At 57.5% G+C, this 24,163-nt stretch carries 19 protein-coding genes; 5 read left to right on the top strand and 14 right to left on the bottom strand.

Going from position 1 to position 24,163, the window contains the following annotated elements:
• Nucleotides 1-84: 84 nt before the first annotated feature.
• The 6 genes from BGIM_RS0122810 to BGIM_RS0122785 all read right to left on the bottom strand — a co-directional run bounded on the left by BGIM_RS0122810 (nucleotide 85) and on the right by BGIM_RS0122785 (nucleotide 9,127).
• Complete coding sequence (locus BGIM_RS0122810) at nucleotides 85-2,865, bottom strand: Ig-like domain-containing protein (RefSeq protein WP_020472048.1); 2,781 nt, start codon at nucleotides 2,863-2,865, stop codon at nucleotides 85-87.
• A 212-nt stretch (nucleotides 2,866-3,077) separates the two neighbouring features.
• Complete coding sequence (locus BGIM_RS0122805) at nucleotides 3,078-4,550, bottom strand: hypothetical protein (protein WP_020472047.1); 1,473 nt, start codon at nucleotides 4,548-4,550, stop codon at nucleotides 3,078-3,080.
• On the bottom strand, nucleotides 4,547-5,530 hold the full coding sequence (locus BGIM_RS0122800) for a hypothetical protein (RefSeq protein ID WP_020472046.1): 984 nt from the start codon (nucleotides 5,528-5,530) through the stop codon (nucleotides 4,547-4,549). The genes BGIM_RS0122805 and BGIM_RS0122800 overlap by 4 nt, the downstream gene beginning before the upstream one ends.
• A gap of 2 nt (nucleotides 5,531-5,532) precedes the next feature.
• Nucleotides 5,533-6,537: a hypothetical protein gene (locus BGIM_RS0122795; RefSeq protein WP_020472045.1), complete on the bottom strand. Its 1,005-nt coding sequence runs from the start codon at nucleotides 6,535-6,537 to the stop codon at nucleotides 5,533-5,535.
• A 2-nt stretch (nucleotides 6,538-6,539) separates the two neighbouring features.
• A complete protein-coding gene (locus BGIM_RS0122790) occupies nucleotides 6,540-7,385 on the bottom strand; it encodes a hypothetical protein (RefSeq protein WP_157369351.1) in 846 nt (281 codons plus the stop codon).
• Nucleotides 7,382-9,127: an Hsp70 family protein gene (locus BGIM_RS0122785; RefSeq protein WP_020472043.1), complete on the bottom strand. Its 1,746-nt coding sequence runs from the start codon at nucleotides 9,125-9,127 to the stop codon at nucleotides 7,382-7,384. Before BGIM_RS0122785 ends, BGIM_RS0122790 begins: the two co-directional genes overlap by 4 nt.
• Before the next feature lie 317 nt (nucleotides 9,128-9,444).
• Between BGIM_RS0122785 and BGIM_RS51870 the strand changes: the two genes are divergently transcribed.
• The 4 genes from BGIM_RS51870 to BGIM_RS0122765 all read left to right on the top strand — a co-directional run bounded on the left by BGIM_RS51870 (nucleotide 9,445) and on the right by BGIM_RS0122765 (nucleotide 14,948).
• Nucleotides 9,445-10,611, top strand: a complete 1,167-nt coding sequence (locus tag BGIM_RS51870; protein ID WP_157369350.1) for a transglutaminase-like domain-containing protein — start codon at nucleotides 9,445-9,447, stop codon at nucleotides 10,609-10,611.
• A gap of 37 nt (nucleotides 10,612-10,648) precedes the next feature.
• Nucleotides 10,649-11,896, top strand: coding sequence for an alpha/beta hydrolase family protein (locus BGIM_RS51865; protein ID WP_020472041.1), 1,248 nt, complete (start codon nucleotides 10,649-10,651; stop codon nucleotides 11,894-11,896).
• A 27-nt stretch (nucleotides 11,897-11,923) separates the two neighbouring features.
• Nucleotides 11,924-12,982, top strand: a complete 1,059-nt coding sequence (locus BGIM_RS0122770) for a carbohydrate-binding family 9-like protein (protein WP_238537704.1) — start codon at nucleotides 11,924-11,926, stop codon at nucleotides 12,980-12,982.
• A gap of 193 nt (nucleotides 12,983-13,175) precedes the next feature.
• Entirely contained in the window at nucleotides 13,176-14,948 is a 1,773-nt protein-coding gene (locus tag BGIM_RS0122765) for a hypothetical protein (RefSeq protein ID WP_020472039.1), read from the top strand.
• A gap of 34 nt (nucleotides 14,949-14,982) precedes the next feature.
• Here the strand turns inward: BGIM_RS0122765 and rarD are convergent, their stop codons facing one another.
• Nucleotides 14,983-15,942 carry an EamA family transporter RarD gene (rarD, locus tag BGIM_RS51860; RefSeq protein ID WP_020472038.1) on the bottom strand — a complete coding sequence of 320 codons (960 nt, stop codon included), beginning with the start codon at nucleotides 15,940-15,942 and terminating at the stop codon, nucleotides 14,983-14,985.
• Between the two features lie 597 nt (nucleotides 15,943-16,539).
• Between rarD and BGIM_RS63185 the strand changes: the two genes are divergently transcribed.
• Nucleotides 16,540-16,953, top strand: a complete 414-nt coding sequence (locus BGIM_RS63185; RefSeq protein ID WP_157369349.1) for a hypothetical protein — start codon at nucleotides 16,540-16,542, stop codon at nucleotides 16,951-16,953.
• A 179-nt stretch (nucleotides 16,954-17,132) separates the two neighbouring features.
• Here BGIM_RS63185 and BGIM_RS0122750 read toward each other — a convergent pair whose 3' ends face one another.
• From BGIM_RS0122750 to tkt, 7 genes are all read right to left on the bottom strand, one after another.
• Nucleotides 17,133-18,095, bottom strand: coding sequence for an acyl-CoA desaturase (locus tag BGIM_RS0122750; protein WP_020472036.1), 963 nt, complete (start codon nucleotides 18,093-18,095; stop codon nucleotides 17,133-17,135).
• A gap of 353 nt (nucleotides 18,096-18,448) precedes the next feature.
• A complete protein-coding gene (gene hisG, locus BGIM_RS0122740) occupies nucleotides 18,449-19,342 on the bottom strand; it encodes an ATP phosphoribosyltransferase (protein WP_020472034.1) in 894 nt (297 codons plus the stop codon).
• A gap of 165 nt (nucleotides 19,343-19,507) precedes the next feature.
• On the bottom strand, nucleotides 19,508-19,882 hold the full coding sequence (gene hisI / locus BGIM_RS0122735) for a phosphoribosyl-AMP cyclohydrolase (RefSeq protein WP_020472033.1): 375 nt from the start codon (nucleotides 19,880-19,882) through the stop codon (nucleotides 19,508-19,510).
• On the bottom strand, nucleotides 19,872-20,801 hold the full coding sequence (locus BGIM_RS0122730; protein WP_020472032.1) for a hypothetical protein: 930 nt from the start codon (nucleotides 20,799-20,801) through the stop codon (nucleotides 19,872-19,874). The genes hisI and BGIM_RS0122730 overlap by 11 nt, the downstream gene beginning before the upstream one ends.
• Nucleotides 20,782-21,360 (bottom strand): hypothetical protein, encoded by a 579-nt coding sequence (locus BGIM_RS0122725; protein ID WP_020472031.1) that lies wholly within the window; start codon nucleotides 21,358-21,360, stop codon nucleotides 20,782-20,784. The genes BGIM_RS0122730 and BGIM_RS0122725 overlap by 20 nt, the downstream gene beginning before the upstream one ends.
• Before the next feature lie 13 nt (nucleotides 21,361-21,373).
• Nucleotides 21,374-21,886, bottom strand: coding sequence for an adenine phosphoribosyltransferase (locus tag BGIM_RS0122720; RefSeq protein ID WP_020472030.1), 513 nt, complete (start codon nucleotides 21,884-21,886; stop codon nucleotides 21,374-21,376).
• Nucleotides 21,887-21,997: 111 nt separating this feature from the next.
• The gene (tkt, locus tag BGIM_RS0122715; protein WP_020472029.1) at nucleotides 21,998-24,052 is read right to left on the bottom strand and encodes a transketolase; all 2,055 of its coding nucleotides are present in this window, start codon (nucleotides 24,050-24,052) and stop codon (nucleotides 21,998-22,000) included.
• Nucleotides 24,053-24,163: the final 111 nt, after the last annotated feature.

The following is a 24,163-nucleotide window of genomic DNA, read 5'->3' as shown; positions in this document are numbered from 1 at the left end:
TGGGTGGGGTGAAAATCATTTGTCGAACCGCTGAACAGGATACGCCGTGCAACGGTTCGGAAAAGTCTCCCCTTGGATGTTCGATCAACTTCGGATCAGCACAACCCCTTCGCCGTTTCGCAATGTGACCTTGTTCGTCACGGGGCCGAGGGTGCCGTCCGAGTTCAAGATGCGGTAATTCCCGTCGAGCTGGTGGGTCGTCGCCGTGTTATCCCCGATTCCCCCCGTGCCGATTCCGGCCGTGTAGGAAAGCGGTTTGTACAGCACCAGCGCGTTTTGGTAAGTCCGGCCGAACACCTGATAAGCCAGCCGAGGGTCGGCGGGATCAACACCGGCGGCCGTCTGCGTCCATGTGCCGGTGGGTTTGCCAATGTCGTAACCGATGGCGTCGAACCAATGCCGGTCCCACGCGGAGGCGGGTTCCTCGCCGCCCCACGTCATCAAATAGGTGGAGTCGGGATCAGCCAGCAAGTAGTAATAAGCCAAGGCCGACATCCGGGTGCGCGGGTCGGTGGGAGAACCGCCCCCCGTGGAATAGGTGTCGAGGATGATGAACTTGCCGTCGGCCAGTTTGGACAAACGATCTTCAATGTCGTCGGCCACGCTCACGAACTGCGACCAAGTGGCTTGAAGCGGCCGCAGGGCCATTTCTTCGAGCGATCCGGCGACTTGCGCGTCCACACTGGCGGCCGCATCCCCACCGCCGGCCGTGTTGGCCACGATCCGCTTGGGGTAAATCGCCCGGCTGATTTGAGCAAGCATCGACGAATAATCATATGTATATGTGTCGGTCTGCTCGATCACCGAGGCTTGCAGATTCGGAAGCTTGCCTCCCGAGTTGTCCATCATAATGCCGTCAGCCAATGGATGGGCCTTCAACAAGCGCACATGATAATCGGTCGCCCAATCGGAAACACCCGTGCCGGTGGGGTTGGTCGCAAACCGCATCTGGCCGTAGTAGGGATAGAACAGCCGCGACTCATATACAAAGCGGGCGTTCATTCCCGATTTGCGTTTGGCGTATTCCGCATCCGAAAGGTATCCATCCCCGTTCTTGTCGGCCGAGGTGTCAAAGGCCGGGATGGTTCCCGAAATGCCCCCGTTCGCGCCCACGTAATCCCGGCCCCGCAGCATCGTGACCGTCGGCGCTTGATCGGCGGTTCCCGCCGTGGTGCGGAAGCGAATGTAAAACAACCGGGCCGTGCTGCCGCTGACGACGGCCGTCTTCCAATCGGTCGGAGGATCAAAGGTCAATTGGCCGGTTTTCTTGAACAATTGAGTGGTGTCGGTCGTGAGCTTTAACGCCTTCCAAGCCAGCGGTTTCCCGTTGGCATCCACAGAACTGGCGTATTCCCACACACCCTTCCATGCCGTCGAGGTGGCCGCCGCGCCGAGCGTGACGTTCACTTCGCGGAACTTGTCCGGGTAAGCCAGATACAAGGAATCCCCGGCGCCTCCGAGTTTGATATTCACCGGGGTGTTCTGCTGGGAAGGCAGCGTATACGTGGTGAGCGTTGTGTTCCCGCGTTCGACATTCCAGAAGCGATCCACCGGCAGGGACGAAGCGCTATTGCCACTGAAGGGCGTCGCTTGCATGACGTGGTAAAAGGCGTTTTCTCGCGGAAGGGCTTTGGCATCCGCGTAGTTGAGCCAGTCAGTTAACAGGTCCAGATACAGGTTGGAGACGTTCGAGTAAATCATCTGCGGCGTATTGGGAGCCACCGTGTTGATCGGCCCGAGATAGTTCGGATTGGGAACCACCAGATCGACTTTGTTTTGCAGCATTTCCGTGGTGGTGGCATTCATGGGCGTGCCACTATAGGCCAGCGCCGCATATTGAATGCTCGGGAAATGCCGTTTGATTGCCGGCAGCGACGCCGGCGGGGGATTGTTGAATTTCACCGGCAAGGTGGTTTCCGTCGTGTTGCCGGACGCATCCCACACCCGCACGGACATCGTGTGCGAGCCATTGGCAAAATTCAGCGTTTGCAAGTCGATTCGAAACGGCCCCGCGACCTTTCTCGCCACCAGTTGGCCGTCGACCAGAAAGTCGGCCCGCTTGATCGCCCCTTGATCGACGATGTCCGTGTAAACCTTGACGATGCTCTTCAAACCCGTCGCCGGGGCCGTGACGGGGAGATTGGGGAAGACGAACTTCACCGTCGGCGGCGTGATGTCCCCCGTTGCGGCGAAACTCCGGAAGTTGTCCACCGTGACCCCGCCGAAATACGACGCCGGCCGGTTAACACCAACCTGCCCCGTCCCGGCGATGGAGGCATCCACCGCATCCAAGGCTTCGGTCGGCGTGGATTGCCAGTCGCCAAAACGATTCAGCCATTGCCCGGTGTCCGGTCGTTGCACCCGGACTTGCAGGCGGTTGTTTTGCACCGCCAGCGACAGATCGACCCAGACGTTGCTCAGATACTGATTGCTGGTGAGCGTTCCGAGCGTTGTGCTGACGCCGTTCACCACTTTGGACAGCGTGACTTCCACCCCGCGGGCGATTCCGGCCGCGTAATACGTCGGTGTTGCCGTGTTGAGAGATTTCCCTCGGGCGATCACCTGCGTGGGGATCAGCGTGTTGAGCAGGACTTGGGCATGGGTTTCCACATTGGCGGCCGTGACGCGAGTGTCCCAGGCACGGGAGACGGCATTGCTCGCCCCGGAGAGGACCAGCGCGTTTGAGTTGTTCAAGCCTTGTTGGGCGCCAATCTGGGACTGCCCGGCGTTGGAACCCCACGTCGTCCAAGTGGATGGCAATTTCGCGGGAACATCGTCGAAGGTGGCCGTCGGATAGACAACGGCGGCGGGAACATCACGGGCTTCGAGCGAACACAATCGCAGAGAAACGGGACGAATTTTCATCGAGCGACCTGGTACGGATTCTTCCTGTTCCGGTAGGCTCGTCCATGCCTCCAGCGACAAATCCGTGTCAGCCGTGTTCATCGGTCATGATGTTTGATGATTTCGCGAGAATCTGGCGCAAGCAGACGGGCAAAACGCGTCGGGTCGTCGGCGAACCGGGATGATGGCCAGAACCGGCCGAACGCACGAAGCCCGCAAACGGGGATCGAGACTCACGAATGGTAGAACCGATGGGCGAGGCAGATCAGTCGCAACGGCCAGTCTCCCAACAGGTGTTCTTCCAGAGAATTGTCCTGCGGAAACTTTTTCGCATATCGCGGAGAAAGCAAATCGATCAATGATTCCGGCGGCGTGAACGTCTCCAGACAATACCTGTAAATCGTTTCCCGATATTGCGGATAATGCAAGACAGGCGTCAATTGTCGCTGGATTCGGCCGATTTTTTCCGCGTCACCTTGCAACGGCATATCGGCGCCCGTTTCGCTCCGAAGCTGGTTGACCAAATGGTACGCCTGACAGGCCAGCGGGTTGACCGCCGAAACGGCGTCGTCGAAACGATTGCTCCAACGATTCGGGTAGCAAGCGATGTCTGCGATCAAGCGGTGCAAGTCGATCCTCACGTTGTCCAGATCCGTGGTCCACTCTTTCCGGACCAACCGACACAACTCTCGCAGGCTGTCATCACGGTTTACGGCATCGGCGCTCTTCACCAGCGTCTTGAGGAAGTCGATCCGATCAAAGACCTCCGGCTTCTGCAACGCCACATAACTGAGATCGTCCAGTTCACGCAGACAGGCTTTCATCAGGTCGATGCCGGTCAGACTGGTTGTTTCCCATCCGGCGGCGTCGGCCACCGTGCGGACCAAGCCGAGCCAGGCATCCGTCGATTGCTTCAACCGCTCCCGGATGATCGGGAACTGTTCCAACACGTCGTTCCAGCGTCGGAATTGCAGAAGTTGCCGCCAGGAATTCTGGACGAGGTAAGACACCTGATAGGGATCGCGCAACCCCTCCAGGATTTTGACGCAACGCCGGTTGTTCGCCTCCAAAGGCTGCATGTTGATGAAGGTGACATAAGTTTCAAGCAACCGCTGGGAACCGCCGGTCGCGGACAATCCGCGGGCCAGCCAGTCGGCCGGGTGGCGTTGGGAGTCCAGCTCCTTGTGAACGGACAACAGCCAGTACAACCGCAGGTAATTTCGCTCAACCGATGAATGGCGGGCGGCTTCTTCCGTCAACCCCCGGTATGCGGATTCGGTTTCCCCCCGCGTGGCCAACTGCCAGAAATAGTCGCCATCCTGTTCCGGTTCTTGGGAGGGATCTTCCGTTCGCGGGGTCGCCGGCTCCAAGTCCGAAAACGAGATCTTCTCGGTGATGCTGATCTGCGGCGGCGGCAGGATTTCCATCCCTTCGTTTTCCACCGGCGGCGCCTCCTCACGGGGCGCCGGGAGTTCCTCTTCGACTTGCTTCGGCGAGTCGGTGGCCATCGCCCAAGGCAGCAGGCGGTCGTATGCCTCGCGGATGCGAGCAAACTCGGCGGGATGAAGTTCCGGCTTGTAAAAACGAATCAGCCGGGTGTATGCCTTTTTAAGTTCCCTCGCCCCGTATGGGTGCGAAACCCCCAACAATTGGTGGGGATTGGCGGGCCAGTCCGAGAGGTTCAGAGGGAGGGGGCGTTCGCTCACGGGGACGGCTGATTGGTTTTGGGGTTTGGAACCGAAAATTGCTTCTTCAACGCCGATATCTCATCGGGAGACAGCGACTTCCGCTGCTCCTTGAGTTTTTGAATCTTTTCAGTCAATTGCCTCATTCTCTGAAGCGATGCTTTGAGTTCGTTGTCTTTCTCGGACGGATCTCCAAAAGTGCTTTCCACTTTGGCGCTCGACGATGCGGAAAATCGAACTTTTGAGGCAGATGCTTCCTTTCTCAAGCCAGTGAACAAGCCCAAGCCACACATACACACGATTCCGATGAGGATCATCGTCCCCGCTTTTGAGTCATTTTTCTGGTTTTCTGCGGGAACCGTTGTTTGCGGCTTTCGTCGGACCACGTCACGATGATCGGACACGGTGTTTCGATTTTGACCCTCCAGCACCCCCAGCGTTGCAATCACCCAATCAAATCCCCGGTGCTCGCGCAGAAACAATCGCACCAAGACCCGGAAGTCTGACATCTGTAAGTTTTCTTGCTCGCAGATCTCGGCCACCCGATCTGCCCGCATGGTCAGTGGAAGCAAATACGCCGTCTCCAAACAACGGGCCACTGCCGTGAAAATATTGTCCAGATCAGGGGGCATCTTCAAGTGCAGTCCCGCCTGCAGATCTCGCAACCGGAGCCGGTGCTTTGGGAATGGTTCCGACGACCCGTTTAGAATCTCCCACTCCGCGCGTCGTTGGTCTGGTTCGAGATCCCAATACTCGCCGACAAATTTCTCCAGTCGCTCGTTGAAAACCTGCTCGAATTTCGACACCAAGGCCGGTGTCTCCACACCTTCCCAAGGGAGAATCCCCAGCACGGCCGCTGATTCCAAGGCCTCTGTCGAAGGGATGTAATTCTCCTCATCGAGAAGCGATAGAAACACGTTGCGGCGGGAATCCGCCGAGGCATCGGCGGGAACACACAGCGTGGCTTCGGCCAGCGAAATCAGATGCGTTCCGGCGGCCATGCTTATTTGTTTTCCCGTTTCTGATTATCAATGTTCCGTCCCGGCGGTGGAAAAAAAGGCGAAGTCTTGGGGAATGGCTCCCGCGTGTCGATCTTCGGCGGTTCAAACGGTTTGATTTTTGGAGGCTCCAGCCCCGGATGTTTCGGCATGGCCCATTCCGGCGGCTCCCATTTCGGCACATTCCATTTCGGCATGGTCGGGGGCGAGAACTGGGGATAAGTGATCGGTGAAATGGAACTTGGAGAGTTACTCGGCCCGCAACCGGCTCGCAGAAATCCACCGACCAGACCGAGGACGACAAGGAAGATGATCCCCGGCGTGCCCGCCTTTTTCTGTGGACTGCCGCTGGCGACGAGGGTTTTCTGCGGTTTGGGTTTTCGTCTCTCCACATCTCCGCTTGCGACCGGGACGGGCTTTGCCTTGGATGCCTTCGACAACCCAAGAACATGGAAAACACGTTCCGCCGCCGGACACACGCCGAGAAGTTTATGGGCCATCAGCCGAAGCTCCGCCGGTTGAAGTCCCTCTTCCCGGCACAATTCCTCCAGCCGATCCGCACGCATCGCGCGAGGCAGGACGAAAACCTGTTCAACGCAATGAACAACTGTCTGAAGCCTCTCTTCCAAATCCTCCGGCCATTCCAAACCCAACCCGGCGCTGAGGTCATGCAGGCGGGCCCGATATTTCGGCAATGATTCCGATAGTTGATTAAGGCGATTCCATTCTGCACGTCGATCGTCTTGGTCGAGTTCCCAATAATCCCCGACAAACTGCCCGACTTGCTCGTGAAAATCCCGCTCGAACCGTGCCTGCAAGACCGGACACACCTCTCCGTCCCGCGAAAGGATTCCCAACACCCCGGCCGACTCCAACACATCGGCCGTCGGCATGTAATCCGTCTCGTCGAGCCGCCACAGGAAGCTCGTGCGGCGATCCGCGTCGGCGGCATTCGCCGGAACGCCCAGCGTGGAGGAGGCCAGCGAGATCAGATGGTTTCCGGCCGCCATGATTACTTGCTTTCCTTCTTCGGGTTGTCATTCTCCGGACTGGCCTCCGGGGCAATCGGAACCAATTTGCCTCCAGACATTCGATAAGAGGTTTTCCCCCGAGCTTCGTAAATCTTCCTCATGGATTTTTGAAACTCCGAATCCGGATTCATGATTTCGTTTCTCACGTTGTCCGAGCCTTTTGCGGACGGAGTCATTTTTTCAGGATCATGCTTTACATTAACCATGCAAATGAATGACCAAGCGACAGCCGCCAAAATTATCACATAAATGACGCAATTATAATTGTCGTTCTTTCTCCTGATTTCCGAATATTCTTCCTGCTGTTTACTCTCTTGTCTCTGAGCGGCCATCGCACGCGAGTTGGCTGTCCACGAAAATCCGAGAACCGCAAATACCCCTTCGGCCTCCGGACACATGCCTAGCAACGTGTCAGCCAGTTCTCTGAATTCGGAGACTTGCAGTCCTTCTTTTTGGCAGAGGCCCGGCAATCGGTCATTTCGCAAGGAACGGGGGAGAACAAACAGTTTTTCCACACACCGGACGACCGGTTGAAGACGCTCTTCCATGTCGCCCAGCCAAATCACTTCCAGCCCTGCTTTCAGTTCTCGAAGCCGGGATTGATATTCCGGAAACGACGCGGTCTGTTCGTTCAGAATCTCCCATTCCCCTCGCCGGTTACGCAGCGGAAGGCTCCAATACTCGGCCACGAAACGGCCAAGCCGCTCGATGAACATCGATTCGTTCATCGCCCCGGCAACGGGACCAACAGGCTTGTCCCAAGAGACCGGCGGTTCTTCCGGTTCCCCGGATGGCGGGAGTGGGTCGTGGCCGTCTCCCATGCTCACTCGTTTTCCTGGTTCAGATCGTCAATGTTCGGGTCCATCCGGTCCAAGAACGATTCCAATGCCTCGCGGTTGGATTCGATGGCAATCGCATCCTGCATGGAGAGGGCCTCTTCAAAGCCATCCATCAATCGGCTCAAAAACTGTCGGTCATCGGAACTGAGTTCCTGATAGACCCGTTCGGCCCGGCGCAGCAAGAATCGGTTTGCCGAGTCTTCACGGGGGTGGGCTTTCAGCCGTTCCATGTCCTTCTGGGCTTGTTGGATTTCCTGCGGCGTCATCCCCCCCTTGGCGTGGCGGGTGATGACCGTGGACATCTTTTTCTTGGTGGCGATGACCGTTGCCTCCACCTCAAGAACGCCGTTGAGATCATAAGTGAAGCGAACTTCCACCTCCTGCCCGGCCGCCGCCGGGGGGATGCCCTTCACTTCCAGCTTGCCGAGCAGCAGGTTGTCCTCCACTTTGCGGCTTTCCCCCTGATAGACCTTCAGCATGATGGTCGTCTGGTTGGGGGCCAGCGTGGTCACAATGTCACTGCGGCTGATGGGAATCGTTGTGTTCCGGCTGATGATCGGCATGAAATACCCGGAGCGCCGTTCCGAGCCAAGCTGCTTGGAAATCTCGATGCCGAGGGTGAACGGGGCCACGTCCGTCACCACCATTTCATCAACCGATTGATGCTTGGCGAACAATCCCGCCTGCACGGCGGCCCCCATCGCCACCACTTCGTCCGGATTCAGCCGACAATGCGGGGGCTTGCCCAGCAATTTGGTGACGCGATCCGCGACAACGGGCATCCGTGTCGCCCCGCCAACCAAAATCACTTCGTCGATTTCGTCCTTCGTCACCTTGGCGTCATTCAACACACGGCGAACCGGCAGTTCGATCCGGTTGAGGATGTGGCCGATCCATTCTTCCATCTCGCGGCGGGTGACGGTGATTTGTTTCCCGTCTTCCTCCAAGTCGCCGTTTTTGTTGGGCATCCGGATAATCGTCGATTCTTCCCGGCTGAGGCGAACCTTGGCCCCTTCGCATAGCCGGAGCAACCGGGACACCATCAGGGGGGAGGACATCTCGGCTTTTTCAAAACTCAGACCATGACGTTCCAAGACACGCCCGGCCAGTGTGCGGGTGAAGTCTTCCCCGCCGAGGATGCTTTCTCCGGAGGAGGCTTTCACTTCCAGCGTGCCGTCGAACAGATCAACGAGGGACACGTCAAACGTGCCGCCGCCGAGATCGAAGATCAGCAGGGACTTTTCCTCGTCTTGCCGGTGAAAACCGTAGGCAATGGCGGCGGCCGTGGGTTCGTTCAAAATTCGCTCGACATACAACCCGGCGATCTTGCCCGCCGCCATCGTGGCCTTGCGTTGCTGGTCATTGAAATAAGCGGGCACGGTGATGACCGCCCGCGTGATCTCCCCTTTGAAAAAAGCCTCCGCGTCGGCTTTCAATGAGCGCAGCACCAGACTGGACAGTTCCTCCGGCGTAAATTCCTTGCCGGCGATTTTCGCGGTCCAGTCGGTCCCCATATATCGCTTGAACACGCTGGCGCACCGGTCGGGATGCAACACCCGCAGTTCGCGGGCAGCCGACCCGACCAGCACCCGGCCATCTTCGTCGATACCAACAACCGAGGGGGTCAGGTTGGAGCCGAGGGCGTTGGGGATGAGTTGCGGGCCGTCATCCGTCATGTAAGCCACGGCGCTGTTCGTGGTCCCGAGGTCAATGCCAATGATCTGATTCATGGGGCTTCTGGCCAACGATCAGCCGCAAATGAGGAACGGAAATTCGACAATGGATTGCAGCATAGTTTATCGCGTGAGGGGCCTCCGGAACAAGCAAGATTCGACGAACTTGCTCCCGAAACCCATATAGCAACGATGGGGGAAGTTTTTGTTACCAGACGATTGAACGCCGTTCATGCGTTTTGTGTCCAAACTTGTTTGGGAGAACCAGACCAGCACAGCGCCACAAAACCTCCGGGCACTCTCCATTTCAAACCGTGAACTTCTCCCGAAAATTGGCCCATTCCCTGACATGCCTGACAATAAAGAGGATGTCCATGTTCATTCAACGCCATGTTTTGCCGGGCTTGTTGGCGCTTTGCGGGCCAATGCTTGCCGTCGCCGCCGAGCCGGTCAAACCTTGGTGGCCCGCCGCCGTGGAAAAGAGGCTAGTGTCGGCCGGGGAGAACCGGGCACAGTTGGAAAAAGCCCTCAACGGCATTCCGAACGACCAGCGAAAAGGAATGCAATTCCTGATCGAAAACATGCCCGACGCTGATTTGGCGGCCATCAAAGGCGATTTCCTGATTCTCAATCATGAACTGGCTTACAAGGCCAGACAGGAAACGCCGTGGGGCAAGGACATCCCGGAAGACGTGTTTTTTAACAATGTCCTGGCTTATGCCAACGTGGATGAGAAACGCGATCCTTGGAGAAAAGAATTTTACGACATGTGCATGCCGATGGTCAAATCGTGCAAGACGCCATCCGAAGCCGTCATGAAGTTGAATTCCGAATTGTTCAAAACACTCAAGTTGAAATATGCGCCGCAGCGGAGAAGCCCCAACCTTAGCCCGAAGGAATCAATCGCCCAAGGCACGGCCTCCTGCACCGGCTTGTCGATCGTGCTGAGCGATGCCTGCCGGGCGGTTTGCATTCCGGCCCGGCTGGCGGGGACGCCGAACTGGTTTGACAATCGCGGCAACCACACTTGGGTGGAGATTTGGGACAAGGACTGGCATTTCACCGGCGCATGCGAACCAGATCCCAAGGGGCTGGATCGCGGCTGGTTCGTCGGCGACGCGGCCAAGGCAGACAAAGACTCCCCCGAACACTCCATCTACGCAGCAAGTTTCCGCAAAACCGACAGCCATTACCCGCTGGTTTGGGCGAGAACCAACAAGGGCATTCCCGGCGAAAATGTCACGGATCGCTACGCCAAAAGCCGTCCGGCCACGACCGAAACCGTGCGGGTCTCCATCCGGGTCATCGATCAAGGGAAGAAACGAATTGCGACGGCGGTGGCTGTCACGGCCGCTGGCGAAACCAAACCGGCTTTTGAAGGAACCTCCCGTGGCGAGAATGCGGACCTGAACGACCTGCTCCACTTTGATCTCGCCCCCGAAAAGGAATATGTGGTCAAGATCGGCCAGACCTCGCAGCCAATCAAAACTGGCAAGGCGGGCACCCAGCAATTGGTTGAGATTTTGAAAACCGACAAGTGATCGTCTCGCGGGCCATCAACAACGACCGGAGAATCTGATGCGCGTTCTGTGCCTTTGTCTGGCTTTCGCCTTCACTTCCATTACCGTGGCCGCCGACCCGGACACCGACCGGTCAGGCGAGGCATTGACGGCCTTGAAGACGGCTCTTGCCGCCAATCCCAAGTCGCTTGCAGAACTGACGGCCAAAGATTTTGCCCGTCTGCCTCTCACCAAAGCGGATGCCGACGCCGCCCGAAAAATGCTATGGGAAGCCCATGTCTCCATCATTCAAAAGGAACGGGCGGGCGAACTCAAAGACCGGGTGTTGAAAGAAGGCAAGTTGGAAATGCCTTTCGCCTTCAAGACGTTCGGCGCAAAACCCAAGGAAGGCCGAAGCCTCTGGATCTCAATGCACGGCGGCGGCGGAGCCCCCAAACAGGTGAACGACCAACAGTGGGAAAACCAGAAAAAACTTTACACTGTCGAAGAGGGCATTTATCTGGCCCCGCGGGCGCCGACGAACACCTGGAACCTCTGGCATGAGGCCCACATCGACCGGTTGTTCACCCGCCTGATCGAAGACCTGATCGTGCTTGAACAAGTCAATCCCGACCGGGTGTATCTGCTCGGCTACTCGGCCGGGGGAGACGGCGTTTACCAACTGGCCCCGCGATTGGCCGATCATTGGGCGGCGGCCTCCATGATGGCCGGGCATCCCAACGGCGTCTCCCTGCTGTCGCTTCGCAATGTTCCGTTCGCGTTGCAAGTGGGAGGCAATGATTCCGCCTACAACCGCAACAAAGTCGGCAAAGAGTATGGCGAGCAATTAGACAAGCTACAAATGGCCGACTCCGGAGGATATCAACACTTTGTCAAGATTCACGAAGGCAAAGGCCATTGGATGAATCTGGAGGACAAGGCGGCGCTGCCGTGGATGGCGAAATTCAGCCGCAACAGCGTGCCCGACCGGGTGGTGTGGAACCAGACCGGGACCGCCACGGATCGTTCCTACTGGCTCGCGGTTCCGGCCGGTGAGGCCAAAGTCGGCTCACGCGTGGTCGCCCGGCGCGACAAGCAGGACATTGAAATCATTGAGGCTGAAAAAACGGACCATGTGATCGTCCGCTTCGACGAGCGAATCGCGGATTTGGAGAAGCCAATCCGCATCACCCACATGGGCCAAGAACTCTTCAAGGGAAAACCGGCCCGGACCATCGCCGTCATGCTCGACACACTGGTCGGTCGCGGCGACCCCAAGCTCGTCTTCGAGGCCGAAGTGAGCGTCAGCCTCGCCCCGAAAAAATAACCCGCCACCCCAACCGGGATGTTTCCAATGATCCGTTTGTTCTGTCACGGGATTGTCCCGTTGTCCCTGTTGGTCTCGGGAGCATTGCTGCTGGCCGATGCGCCCGCCGCCAAACCAATTGCCCCTCGCGGATACGTCTGCTTGAAAGCAGAAAAGCCCCCGGTGATTGATGGAAAACTAGACGACGAGGCTTGGAAGGCGGCCCCGTGGAGCGAGGACTTCGTTGACATCGAGGGGGACAAGAAACCAAAACCCCGCCATCGCACCCGCATGAAAATGCTGTGGGATGACAAAGGACTGTATATTGCCGCTGAACTGGAAGAACCGCACCTTTGGGGCCAGTTGAAAGAACACGACTCGGTGATTTTTCAAGACCCGGATTTTGAGGTCTTCATCGATCCGGACGGGGACAATTTTAACTATGGGGAACTGGAGTTAAACGCGCTGAACACGACTTGGGATTTGCTGCTCACCAAACCATACAAGGACGGCGGCAAGGCCCTTAATGGCTGGGAGATCATCGGACTCAAGACGGCAGTGAACCTTAACGGCACGTTGAACGACCCCCGCGACACCGATCAGAGTTGGACGGTGGAAATTTTCTGGCCATGGCAGGGCTTGAAGGAGATTTCGACCGCGCCGGTTCCTCCCGGAGACGGCGACCTGTGGAGAATCAACTTCTCGCGCGTCGAGTGGGATGTCACCGTCGAAAACGGCAAATATGCGAAAGTAAAAGGCAAGCCGGAGCATAACTGGGTTTGGTCGCCGCAGGGCGTCATCGACATGCACCGGCCCGAACGCTGGGGTGGCTTGCAATTCAGCACGAAAACCAAGGGGCCGGTTGATCTTCGGCCTGACCCAGCGCAAGCCGTGAAGGATTCGTTGCACGAGGTCTACTATGCCCAAAAGGATTACTTCAAGAAACACGGGAAGTATGCGACAACGATGGACAACCTCGGCATTGCCAGCGACCGTTTCCCGGCCAAGGCAACGATTGAACTCACGCCACGCGGGTTTGAATCATTGATGCCCTTCGGCGGCAAGACCTATGGCATCACTTCGGAAAGTTACTTTTGGAAGCGGTGAGACGGCACATCAATCAAATACAATTCTGAATGATGCTTTTCCCACAACTCGGCCGGAAGAGTCGGGATCGGAACGGCCGTTATAACCGGAGCAACTTGAAAAAGTGGTTGCGAAGTTTCGCGGCTCCGGGTTGTTTCACTCAAGGGAAGCGTGGTAAGCTAAGAAGGCACACTTTTTGCTTTGGGAGCCTTTCATGCGGTACCGGCTTGCCCTTCTCACAACAGCCTTCCTCATCGTCGGAACGGCTGCGGGGCAAACCCCCGCCTCGGTCAAGGTGCGGGCCTTGGAACCCCAAGCGCGCGACCTTGAGCGGTTGAACCTCACAGTTGCCTGGCGGATGTATCTTCCGCTGAACAACGGAGGGGACACCGTCTCCGTGGTGCAGCCCGACGCCGACCGGGCGTATGTCCAGCTCCGGTCCGGTCTGTTGCTCGCCATCCAAGCCTACGCAAATCCGAAGTCATTCCGCAAACCCGGCGACATCATCTGGCAATACCAACCCCACCAGTTCGCGGGCACCCCCATGCCGGTGGCTGTGATCTCAAAACTCGCGGAAATCGAGGGAAGACTCAAGCCGGTTGCCGAAGTGTTTGCCGTCTTTGGCCAGCAATTGGTCGTTCTTGACGCGGCCGATGGCAAAATGAAATACACCGAGGAACTCCCCTCCACCGCATCAGCCGGCCCCATCGCCGATGAAGACAAGGTTTACATCCCGCTCGATAATCGCCGGATTATTTGTTACTCCCACCAACGGTTCATCCCCGGATACGCCCCCCGGAAAAAGATCGTTTATCCAGATCCGGTGCGAAACGTCAATCTGGCGAATGAACCGGCCTCTGAATTGTCGACGACCGCCAACCGTTCTCCCTCGGTCGCCGGGTTGAAATCACTTCGGCCTCCGTTCACACCGGCCGACTCAATCGACATCAGCCCCTCTGTCTCGGGCCTGAAGAACTTCGTGCCCCCCTACCAGTCCTATGAGGGCAACCGGTCTCCCTCCGTGGTGACCATGAAGAGCCTTAATAACATTTACCAACAAACCTCGTTGACCGCCTCCACCCGCATCAAGCGATTGTGGGATGTCGCCATCAGCGGCAAGGTCACCGACACTCCGGTGTTGTTCAGTCGTGATGACGCCGTGCAATATCACTCGGGAGACATTCCCGATCAGGCCGAAATGGTGCTGACGTCGTCCGGCCGAAGTGTGATCACCATGCCCGCAAGTTCCATCGGAAGCAATTCGATCCGATCAGAGTATTTCTCCCCGGCCGAAATTTCGGCCCCGTTGACCCACCACAAAGATTACCTGTATGTCTGCACGGCCGACGCCAGCGTCGTGTGCCTGAACATCAATCAACTCACCGACAAGGCGATGGCCCGAAGCCTGCTTCCTCGCGGCAAGTTCACGGCGGGCGGCCCCGTGGAGCAAAAGCCGCTGCTGGTCGATGATTCGCTTTATGTGATTGGCTCCCGCTGGGGCCTCATCCGGTTGAAGAAATCCAGCCTCGAACCGATGTGGGCTGAAATCACCCCGGACGGCCGGACCCGCACACTGCCGAACGAGTCGGTCACCAAGGTTCTCGCGGCCAATTCCCGCTATGTCTACGGCCTAAACCGCGCCGGGGCCTTGCTGGTTCTGGACGCCCGTCGGGGGACCACGCTTTCCACGTTTGACATTTCCGCGTTCAACGTGCCGGTGGTCAACGAGCGGAACGACCGCCTCTATCTCGCCGCGCCGAACGGCCTGCTCCTTTGCCTGCATGACCGGAATCTCGTCGTCCCGCAACGCTGGCTGGTCGGCAACCGGGATGTGGAAAAAGCCCTGAATGAGATTCCCAAGAAGGATGGCGACATGCCCGAACCCAAAAAGGGCGACGCAGAACCGAAGAAAGACCCGGAGGCCAAGAAAGACCCGGAAGCCAAGAAAGATCCCGAACCCAAGAAAGAAGAGCCCAAAAAGGAATAACCGGGTTCTCGAAACCATCCGAAGGCCATCGTCGTCAGACGGTGGCCTTTTTCATTTCCCGCTCAGTCATCATCGGTTCGCTGTCGATGATCGTCCTTGCCTGCCGTTGCTTCATCCATACGGTTCGCACCGCATCCCAGACGAAGATCAACAAGCCAACCCAAATCAGGCCAAAACTGACTTGGTGATCCGGGGAGAATACCTCTTTGAAAACCAGAATCGCCACGCACAACTGAAGGGTCGGCGAAATATATTGCAGAAACCCGATGGTAACCAACGGCACACGACGGATCGCCTGGGCGAAGCAAATCAGCGGAATGGTGGTGACCAACCCGGAGCAGGCGATCAGCAAATCGGTGGCGATGCCGTGATGCCCGAAGGCAAGACCGTATTTCTGTTCCCAAACAACCAGCAAGACGATAGCCGTCGGGGCGAGAAGCAGGGTTTCGACAGTCAGGCCGATGACGCCGTCCACGGGGACGAGTTTTCGCAGCACGCCGTAAATGGAAAACGTGACGGCCAGCGTGATGCCGATCCAAGGAAACACCCCAAGACTCAGGGCCATGTACAACACGCCGCCGGCCGCGAAGGCGAGGGCGATCATCTGGGGAACCCGCAGTCGTTCCTTGAAGAAAGTGACCCCCACAAACGAGTTCACCAGCGGCAAGAGAAAGTACCCAAGACTGGCTTGGGTGATTTGCCCGGAAGTGGCGCTGTACACATACACATACCAGTTCCCGGCCACGAGGTAGCCGCTGGCAAAGAGCATCATCAGAACGTGCCGGTTTTTGAAGACCGCGATGAATTCCCGCCATCGGCCCAGAAAGGTGATGATGACGGAGAGCACCACAAACGACCACAGCACACGGTGGGCAACGATCTCATGGGCGGGGCAATCGACGGATTTGAAATACAGGGGAACCAACCCCCAGGCCCCGTAGGCCGCGAAACCGTACCACATGCCGGATCGGAGTTCACGTTGATCAGTGGACAACCGCAGTCTCCCCGCGAAAGTTCCCGACGCGGGCCGCATCGGGAATCACTTAATCTATGAGGAGACGCTTTTCCGGGAAATGAGTTCGGGGCGGCCGGCGATTGGGCATAAAAGTTTTTGCCTCTTCGGCACGATCCTCGGTATGTCCGGCGAAATGATGTGGCAAGATGTTCGACCGCTTTTGTTGTCCTTCAAAATCATCCGTCGGCATATTCCTCATAAGTTGATTCAGTGGATGGGCTTGATCGTCTGACAAAGCCGGATGATTTATTTCTCGCTGCTGTCCGACGATCAAATCGTCCGACCAATCTGTCGGCCAGCCAATCTAGGAATTGGCCTGTAGCGGCATGCCTCTCCGCGCGGCCCTGTCAAGCGGGATCAACCGTGGCTATTTTTACAGTATGTTACGTTCTTGAACACCAACTTCCGGCACGACTCATTCTCATGCCAATTACAGTCGGGGATTGCTTCGGGGGCGTCCTTCTACACCCTCGGGAACCTCGTCGCCAACTCGATATCGCTCTCAAGCCTCCATTCTCGTTTCGATTAGGTCATGGCCGACTTGGGCAAGGTGCTTTGCCGAACCGATTAGTGGACTTGACTGCAACAGAGTTTCCAACCAAGGACTATGATGCGACAGAAGCATTTGTGGTATTTTGCGACGAACCTGTGGCGATGACAACAGTACAGATATTGACTGAGTTAATATCTGATTCCATCTTCCCTTTCGTGTTTTCACCTAAACTAGAAGAGGAATACCGCAAAAAAGGCGAAGAGTCATTTCTAAACTCATTTCAAAACAACAGATTTGAAGCCGAAACACCTTATCCTGTAAGCTTTGTCGCCACGAATAGAATCATTTATCATGGTGTCTTAATCTTCGGATGTGAGCATGATTTCGTTGCAACTCTTGCCTTTGTTCAGCCTGTGGCTGACACACTTATTGGTGAGATAACATTAATGAGGCATGGTCGAATCATAGGAAAGGGAAGAATTTGCACCCCTCCTTAAAGTAGCAGACGCAGCGGCGCACTGCTTCAACGAATCATTCGAGGGGGTTGCGGTCAAAACCGAGGAATGACCTTGCTAAAAATCACTGCCTGAAAGGAGAAGAACGCGGGGATGGGTCCAAAGATTCAGAAGGATCAACGGATAAAGTCGTCCATCCGGCCCGCCTTCTAAAAACAGCCTCAAGCCATCCTTCGTTCCCTCGCCTGGGCTTCTTTCGAGGGAAGTTTGAGGTTCCAGGCGAGGCCGAAAAAGGCGAGAGCGCGGATTACCCAATAGCTCACATCAAGCTCCCACCATCGCAACCCGTGACGGGCCGAATTCGGGAAGGCGTGATGAGTGTTGTGCCAGCCCTCTCCCATCGCCAGAATGCCAAACAAGACATTGTTCCGGCTCATGTCGTCGCTCTTGAACGGCCGGAAGCCCCATAAATGGCACGCCGAGTTGACACTCCAAGTCACGTGGTGAACCAGAAACAACCGCACCAATCCTCCCCAGATCAGACCCGTCAGGGTGCCGATCCAGCTTAGGGTGATAACTCCGCCGAGAATGGCCGGGACAAGAAAACTCAGGACCACCCACACGGGAAAGAGTGTGCTGGCCACCCTCGGGGCAACGCTGGCGTTGAGATCCTTGACATAGCGATCCATGCCCGGCGGGTTGGCCTCGAAGAACCAGCCCATGTGCGCGTGCCAGAATCCTCGGAGCAAGCCCATGATTCCCTGCCCCCGATGCAAAGGGGAGTGAGGATCATGAGGCGTGTCGCTGTGCTGATGATGCCGGCGGTGCATGCCGACCCATTGCTGCAGCGATCCTTGAATGGCCATTGAACCCAAAATGGCCCAAATGAACTTGATCCAGCCAAAAGTCTCAAACGAGCGATGCACGAAAAGCCGGTGGAAACCGACGGTGATGCCCAGCGCCGTGAGGACGTACATTCCGATCAACAAACCGAGATCGGTCCACCCAAACCCCCACCCCCAAACAGCAAACGGAGCGGCGATCACCCCCAGGAGCGGGACAAAAATGACAATGAGTGTGACAATCCGCACCCCCAAGGACGCGCGAAGCGTCGTCGGGTTGACCGGAGGCAGTTCGGCCTCGGGATTGGCGACAGGAGTTTCGGTTTTTTCAAGCGGTGACATTTTTCCTTTCAAACACCGGGACTTCTCAACGATGGCCGCACGGCATCATCATTGAGCTCTTATTGGCCCAAATGTTTTTCACCAAAACAGATCGATCCGTGAAGTTGCATGACGCAACGGATGTCCCGGATCGTCAGGACAGGGGCACGACAGATTTGAGAGAATGGCCGATGCGGAAATCCGCACGAATTGGCCGTTCTCTTGCAAGCAGGAGGAAGGTCCGTCATCCTTCATTGGACAACGGAAGAACTGGAAAACGCTTGGAAATCAAATTTGGCGAAAAAACAAACGCCCGGCCGCCGAACGGGAAGGCCATCGGAAGAGATGGCCAAACACCTCCCGACGAAACGGGATCACTCGATGATCTTGTTGATCGGATATTCAAAGATGCCCCGTGCCCCGGCGGCGTAAAGTTTGGGCATGATGTGGCGGACGATGTCTTCGTCGATGACCGTTTCCAAGGCCACCCAATCAGGATCGGTCAACGGCGACACGGTCGGGGCGTTGAGGGATGTTTTCGGATGATCCTTCAGGACGGCCAGAACGCGGGGCATGTCCTCCCGGCTCACGTTCAACTTCAGCCCGGCTTTCCCCTCGGCGGCGATGGCTCCCTTGAGCATCAGCACCAAGTCGTCCATCTTCCGGCGTTTCCACGGGTCGGCATAAGCGGTTCCGTTGGTGATGAACCGGGTGGTGCTGACGAGCAACGGCTCCCCAACAATCCGCAGATTGTTAGCCCGCAGGGAACTTCCTGTTTCCGTCACTTCGACGATGGCATCGGCCAGTCGGGGGGGCTTCACTTCCGTGGCCCCCCAACTGAACTCCACTTTAGCCGTTACCCCCAAGGCGGCGAGCCAGCGTTTGGTGTATTCCACCAGTTCCGTGGCGATCCGCTTGCCTTCCAGATCCTTGGGCGTGTGGATGTTCGATTCGTTGGGAACCGCCAGCACCCACTTCACCGGACGACGGCTCACTTTGCTGTAAACGAGTTCCGTCAACTCCGTCACTTGGGAGTTGTTTTCCTGAATCCAGTCGAACCCGGTGAGGCCGCAATCGAGCGAGCCGTTTTCGACATACCGGGGCATTTCCTGCGCGCGAATGAGCGTACATTGGATCTCCCGATCGTCAATAACCGGGTAATAGCTCCGGCTGGTGAACGTGATCTCATACCCCGCCTTGCGGAACAGTTCGCCAGTCGCCTCCTGAAGGCTGCCTGCGGGAATGCCGAGCTTCAACACATTGGACATTAAACCACTCCGGGAGAGAACCCGCGAATGGAATGACCAATGACCAATGACCAATGACCAAACGTTGCCTGGCCGACGATCCTATTGAAAGGAACGCCGGATATCCAAGCCGGGTTTGGTCATTGGTCATTGGTCATTGGTCATTCCACGCCATGCACAACTGAATCACTTATTGTATACTTTTTTCGGGTCGAAAATCCGTTCACCGACCACCTTGGGCTCGCCGTCTTCCAGTTTGCGGAAAAAGCAACTCGAATACCCTTCGTGGCAGGCGGCCCCGCCGATTTGTTTCACCTTCAACAGAACGGTGTCGAGGTCGCAATCCACAAAGATTTCGCGGACTTCTTGCACGTTGCCGCTTTCCTCGCCCTTGCGCCAAAGGCGGTTCCGGCTGCGGGAAAAGTAGCAGGCCCGCATGGTGCGGACGGTTTCCTCGAAGGCCTCCGGGTTCATCCAGGCCATCATCAGGACTTCGCCGGTGTCGGCGTCCTGGGCAATGGCGGGCACCAACCCGCCTCCCTTGTCGAAATCAGGCGTCATTGTCACTCACCGAAATTTTGGATTGTCGAAACTCTTCTTTCACCGCCGGGGACAGCAGCGCCACCAATGCCCAAATCGCAAATGGCGCCACCAACACCGACAGATACACCAAAACAACCGAACAGATCCCCAAGATGGCGGTTGCCATCACCCATCGATAACTTCGTAAATGCCGCATCCGGCCGGCTCCGATGACAATCACGCTCATGGTGGTGATGCCGACCGTCCCCACAATCAGGAGAGTGGTTCCCACCGACATGCCCTCGGCCGTGCCCGAATGCGGCATTGGAGTGTCAATGCCCAGCACGCCGGCGGCTAACAGGTCGACTCCCCAAACCAGCAATAACTGGCACACAAAGATGTTGACGCCCGCCCCGGCGGCCATCAACATTGCGGGTAGTTTCACCCGCTCGCGAGCGTGGGCCGACCGGTCCCCGTAGAAATCGTCATAGTCGTCGCGGATATCGGGGCTCTGCGGTCGCCTCGGCCGGGGAAATTGACTCCGCACGTCCCGTTTCAACAGTGCCACCAGCGCCCAAACACCCAAGACCCCGGCGCCGACAGGAAGGAGCAAAGCCGCCATGACCGCGGTCGCCACCGCCAGGCGATATTGTTTGAGTTGCCGCATTCGCACGGCCCCGAACAGGATCACGCCGAGATACAGAAACATCATCAAACAAAGGCTCACGTTGTTGATCGCGACCTCCAAGTCCCGGCGATCAAAAGCGAATATCAAATCCCACGTCAGGGACACTATCCAAACAGCCAACGCCAGCATCAACAGCGTGCAGAAAATGATCAGCGACCACGCCGGCCAAGCGATTCGAGAGCGGGCAACAATAGCCAAATCGTTGTTGGGAGACCCAATGGTCTCGACGCCTCCGGCCTGTTTGGGAGAGTCAAACTCCGGCGTCTTCATCACTCACCCGATACGTGTTCAACGCAAACTGCCGTCTCACATCCGGGTTGACCAACACCACCAACGCCCAGATGCCGAAAGCCACCATGAACAGACTGCCGCATACTCCAAACACTCCGCAGGTCACAGACAGGCACAGGAACGAGCCGATTGCCATGATGGCCGATGTCATGGCCATGGGATAACTCCGCATTTTCAACATGCGGACAGTCCCGATCAGCATCACGGCATAATAAGCGATCAACAACACGCTCCCGCCCGCCAACACGAACCCGAGGATTTTCTCATCATTATTGGGGGTATTCATCGCAAGGATAATTCCAAAAGGAATAAGCCCTACGGACATCAGCAAGCACATGATGGCGCAGATAATCAAAATGAGGGCCGGAGGAAACACTTTGGCTTTTGCGGCCGCCGCGACATCCCCGCCATAGTCGTCGTAGTCATCAGCTTGGTCGTGGGCGCGACGGCGACGGCGGGGCTCTTCCTCGTCATCGTAATCTCGCCGACGGGGACGATCCTCGGCTTCCCTATCATCGTCCGGTCGGTCGGCGCTCATGGGGCGGCTTTCTTCAGTAAGTCACCAAGCTAAAGACATCGTACCCCGTCAGGCGTTCGCGCCCCTTGAGGAAACTGAGTTCCAACAGGAAGGCGCAGCCGACCACGATGCCGCCGACATGCTCGATGAGGGAGCAACCGGCTTTCATGGTCCCGCCGGTGGCCAGCACATCGTCCAGCAGGAGAACCCGCTGGCCCTTGATGATGCCGTCTTCGTGCATTTGAAGCTCGGCGCTTCCATATTCCAAGTCGTATTTGGCCGAGACGGTTTTATGCGGCAATTTGCCGGGTTTGCGGAGCGGCACCAGCGGCAGTTTCATCTCCAGCGCCAGCGGGGCAGCAAACAGAAACCCACGGGCCTCGGCCGCCGCGATGGCGTCAATCGGTGTCGCGGCATAGTGGCCGGCCAGTTGCCGCACCGAGTCTTGGAACGCCGCCGGATTGGCCAGCAGGGGTGTGATGTCCTTGAACATGATCCCCGGCTTGGGAAAGTCCGGAATGTCGCGAATGAAATCGGTGAGGGACATGGATTTTGCTTTCTCTGGTGGCTGGCGATGAGCCGCGAATGATGCGCCAAATCGAAATGCAAGAGCCGGGCCCGTCTGAAGCCCGGCTCCTCGGTCAACTCTGTCAATTTATTAGCGGCCCAACACCGTTCTGGCACCTTCCAACACTTTTTCCAAGGTGAAACCGAAATACTTCACGAGATCCTTCACCGGTGCCGAGTTGCCAAAGCCGTGCATGCCAATGATGACGCCGTCGAGGCCCACATAACGGTCCCAGCCAAACTTCGAGGCCATTTCCACGCTCACCCGAGCACGCACGGCCGGGGGAAGCACGCTGTCCCGATATTCTTTCGGCTGTTGGTCGAACAGTTCCATCGACGGCACGCTGACCACACGGGCCTTCACACCCTCGGCCACCAGCTTCTCATAGGCTTCAACAACCAACCCGACTTCAGATCCGGAGGCCATCAGAATGATGGCCGGATGATCGCCGCCGGAGTTGTCCGCGAGAACGTAGGCTCCCTTGGCCAGCCCGCTTGCCGGGGCATACTTGGTGCGGTCGAGCGTGGCCATCGCCTGCCGGGAAAGGGCGAGGCACGCCGGATTGTGCTTGAGCTGGGCGATGGCCCGCCATGCCTCGGTCACTTCGTTGGCATCACCCGGCCGGAAGACGATCATGTTCGGGATCGTTCGCAACGAGGCCAGTTGCTCGATGGGTTGGTGGGTCGGTCCGTCTTCGCCGACGCCAATGGAATCGTGCGTGAAGACGTGAATGGTCGGAATCTCCATCAACGCCCCGAGCCGGATGGCGGGCTTGGCGTAATCGCTGAAGATGAGGAAACCCGAGCCGAACGGCCGCAAACCGGACAAGGCCAGCCCGTTCAACACGGACGACATCGCGTGTTCGCGGATGCCAAAGTGCATGTTTCGGCCGCCCGGATTCGTGGGGGTAAGCTCGCCGGCCCCCTCGAACTTGAGCGTCGTCAGGGTGGATTTGGCGAGGTCGGCCGAGCCGCCGATCAACCACGGATAATTCTTCGCAAGGGCGTTGATGACCTTGCCGCCGCTCTCCCGCGTGGCCAGCCCCTTTGGATCGGCCGGGAACACCGGCAGATCTTTGTCCCATCCGGCCGGGAGTTCGTGGTTGTGGATTTGTTCAAGCTGCGTGGCGAGTTCCGGGTAAGCCTTCTTGTAATCGGCAAACAACGTGTCCCAATTGGCGTGGGCCTTCTTGCCACGGGCACCCATCAACTCTTGGAAGTGTTCTTTCACGCCGTCCGGCACGAGGAACTTTTGATCCTCGGGCCATCCATAGAACTTTTTCGCCCCCTTGATTTCCTCTTCGCCAAGCGGGGCGCCGTGGGCGTCCGACTGGTCCTGTTTCTTCGGAGCGCCGTAGCCGATGATGCTTTTCACGATGATCAGCGTCGGCTTGTCGGCGACCAACTTGGCGTCGGTCAATGCCTCGGCGAGGCCCGTCGTGTTATTCGCATCGGCAACATGCAGGACATTCCAGCCGTAACCCTCGAACCGCTTGCCGACATCTTCGCTGAACGACAACGTCGTGCGACCGTCGATCGTGATATGGTTGTCGTCGTACAGCCACACCAGATTGGATAGTTTCAGGTGGCCGGCCAGCGAGGCGGCTTCCGAAGAGAGGCCTTCCATCATGCAGCCGTCGCCGCAGAGGGCGAAGACTTTGTAATCGAACAGTTCAAACTTCGGCTTGTTGTAATTGGCCGCGAACCATCGCCCGGCGATGGCCATGCCGACGCTGTTGCCAAGGCCCTGTGACAGCGGGCCGGTGGTGGTTTCCAGCCCGCTGGTGATGTGCGATTCCGGGTGTCCGGGGGTCCGGCTGTTCAACTGGCGGAAGCGTTTGATATCATCGAGCGAGACGGCGGGTTCGCCGGTCGGCTTGAGATCCTTGTCCAGTTGCGGAATACCCGTCAAATGGATCAACGAATAAACAAGCATCGACGCATGACCGACCGACAGCACAAACCGGTCACGGTTGGCCCAAGTGGGATCAGTCGGGTCGTAGTTGAGGAATTCCTGCCAGAGTGTGTAGGCGACCGGGGCCAGGGCCATCGGCGTGCCCGGATGGCCGGAGTTGGCTTGTTGCACGGCATCCATCGAGAGCGTGCGAATGGTGTTGATGCAGAGTTGGTCGATACTCGTCGGCATGTGGCCCCCGGAGAAACATAAATCAAAGACCGACCGTCCCGTGCGTGGCGGCCGGTTCGATTCCGAATAATGTATGGCCCGCCTCCGGGAACGGAAAACGAATTGCGACGG

Source organism: Zavarzinella formosa DSM 19928, from assembly GCF_000255705.1.
Classification (GTDB): domain Bacteria; phylum Planctomycetota; class Planctomycetia; order Gemmatales; family Gemmataceae; genus Zavarzinella; species Zavarzinella formosa.
This window is presented reverse-complemented; position numbering and strand designations above follow the sequence as displayed.

What these genes read in the sequence shown, in the direction of transcription:
- BGIM_RS0122810 (WP_020472048.1), bottom strand. Translation starts at nt 2,865, where the DNA reads ATGAAAATTCGTCCCGTTTCTCTGCGATTGTGTTCGCTCGAAGCCCGT.
- BGIM_RS0122800 (WP_020472046.1), bottom strand. Translation starts at nt 5,530, where the DNA reads ATGGCCGCCGGAACGCATCTGATTTCGCTGGCCGAAGCCACGCTGTGT.
- BGIM_RS0122795 (WP_020472045.1), bottom strand. Translation starts at nt 6,537, where the DNA reads ATGGCGGCCGGAAACCATCTGATCTCGCTGGCCTCCTCCACGCTGGGC.
- BGIM_RS0122785 (WP_020472043.1), bottom strand. Translation starts at nt 9,127, where the DNA reads ATGAATCAGATCATTGGCATTGACCTCGGGACCACGAACAGCGCCGTG.
- BGIM_RS51870 (WP_157369350.1), top strand. Translation starts at nt 9,445, where the DNA reads ATGTTCATTCAACGCCATGTTTTGCCGGGCTTGTTGGCGCTTTGCGGG.
- BGIM_RS51865 (WP_020472041.1), top strand. Translation starts at nt 10,649, where the DNA reads ATGCGCGTTCTGTGCCTTTGTCTGGCTTTCGCCTTCACTTCCATTACC.
- BGIM_RS0122770 (WP_238537704.1), top strand. Translation starts at nt 11,924, where the DNA reads ATGATCCGTTTGTTCTGTCACGGGATTGTCCCGTTGTCCCTGTTGGTC.
- BGIM_RS0122765 (WP_020472039.1), top strand. Translation starts at nt 13,176, where the DNA reads ATGCGGTACCGGCTTGCCCTTCTCACAACAGCCTTCCTCATCGTCGGA.
- BGIM_RS0122750 (WP_020472036.1), bottom strand. Translation starts at nt 18,095, where the DNA reads ATGTCACCGCTTGAAAAAACCGAAACTCCTGTCGCCAATCCCGAGGCC.
- hisG (WP_020472034.1), bottom strand. Translation starts at nt 19,342, where the DNA reads ATGTCCAATGTGTTGAAGCTCGGCATTCCCGCAGGCAGCCTTCAGGAG.
- hisI (WP_020472033.1), bottom strand. Translation starts at nt 19,882, where the DNA reads ATGACGCCTGATTTCGACAAGGGAGGCGGGTTGGTGCCCGCCATTGCC.
- BGIM_RS0122730 (WP_020472032.1), bottom strand. Translation starts at nt 20,801, where the DNA reads ATGAAGACGCCGGAGTTTGACTCTCCCAAACAGGCCGGAGGCGTCGAG.
- BGIM_RS0122725 (WP_020472031.1), bottom strand. Translation starts at nt 21,360, where the DNA reads ATGAGCGCCGACCGACCGGACGATGATAGGGAAGCCGAGGATCGTCCC.
- BGIM_RS0122720 (WP_020472030.1), bottom strand. Translation starts at nt 21,886, where the DNA reads ATGTCCCTCACCGATTTCATTCGCGACATTCCGGACTTTCCCAAGCCG.
- tkt (WP_020472029.1), bottom strand. Translation starts at nt 24,052, where the DNA reads ATGCCGACGAGTATCGACCAACTCTGCATCAACACCATTCGCACGCTC.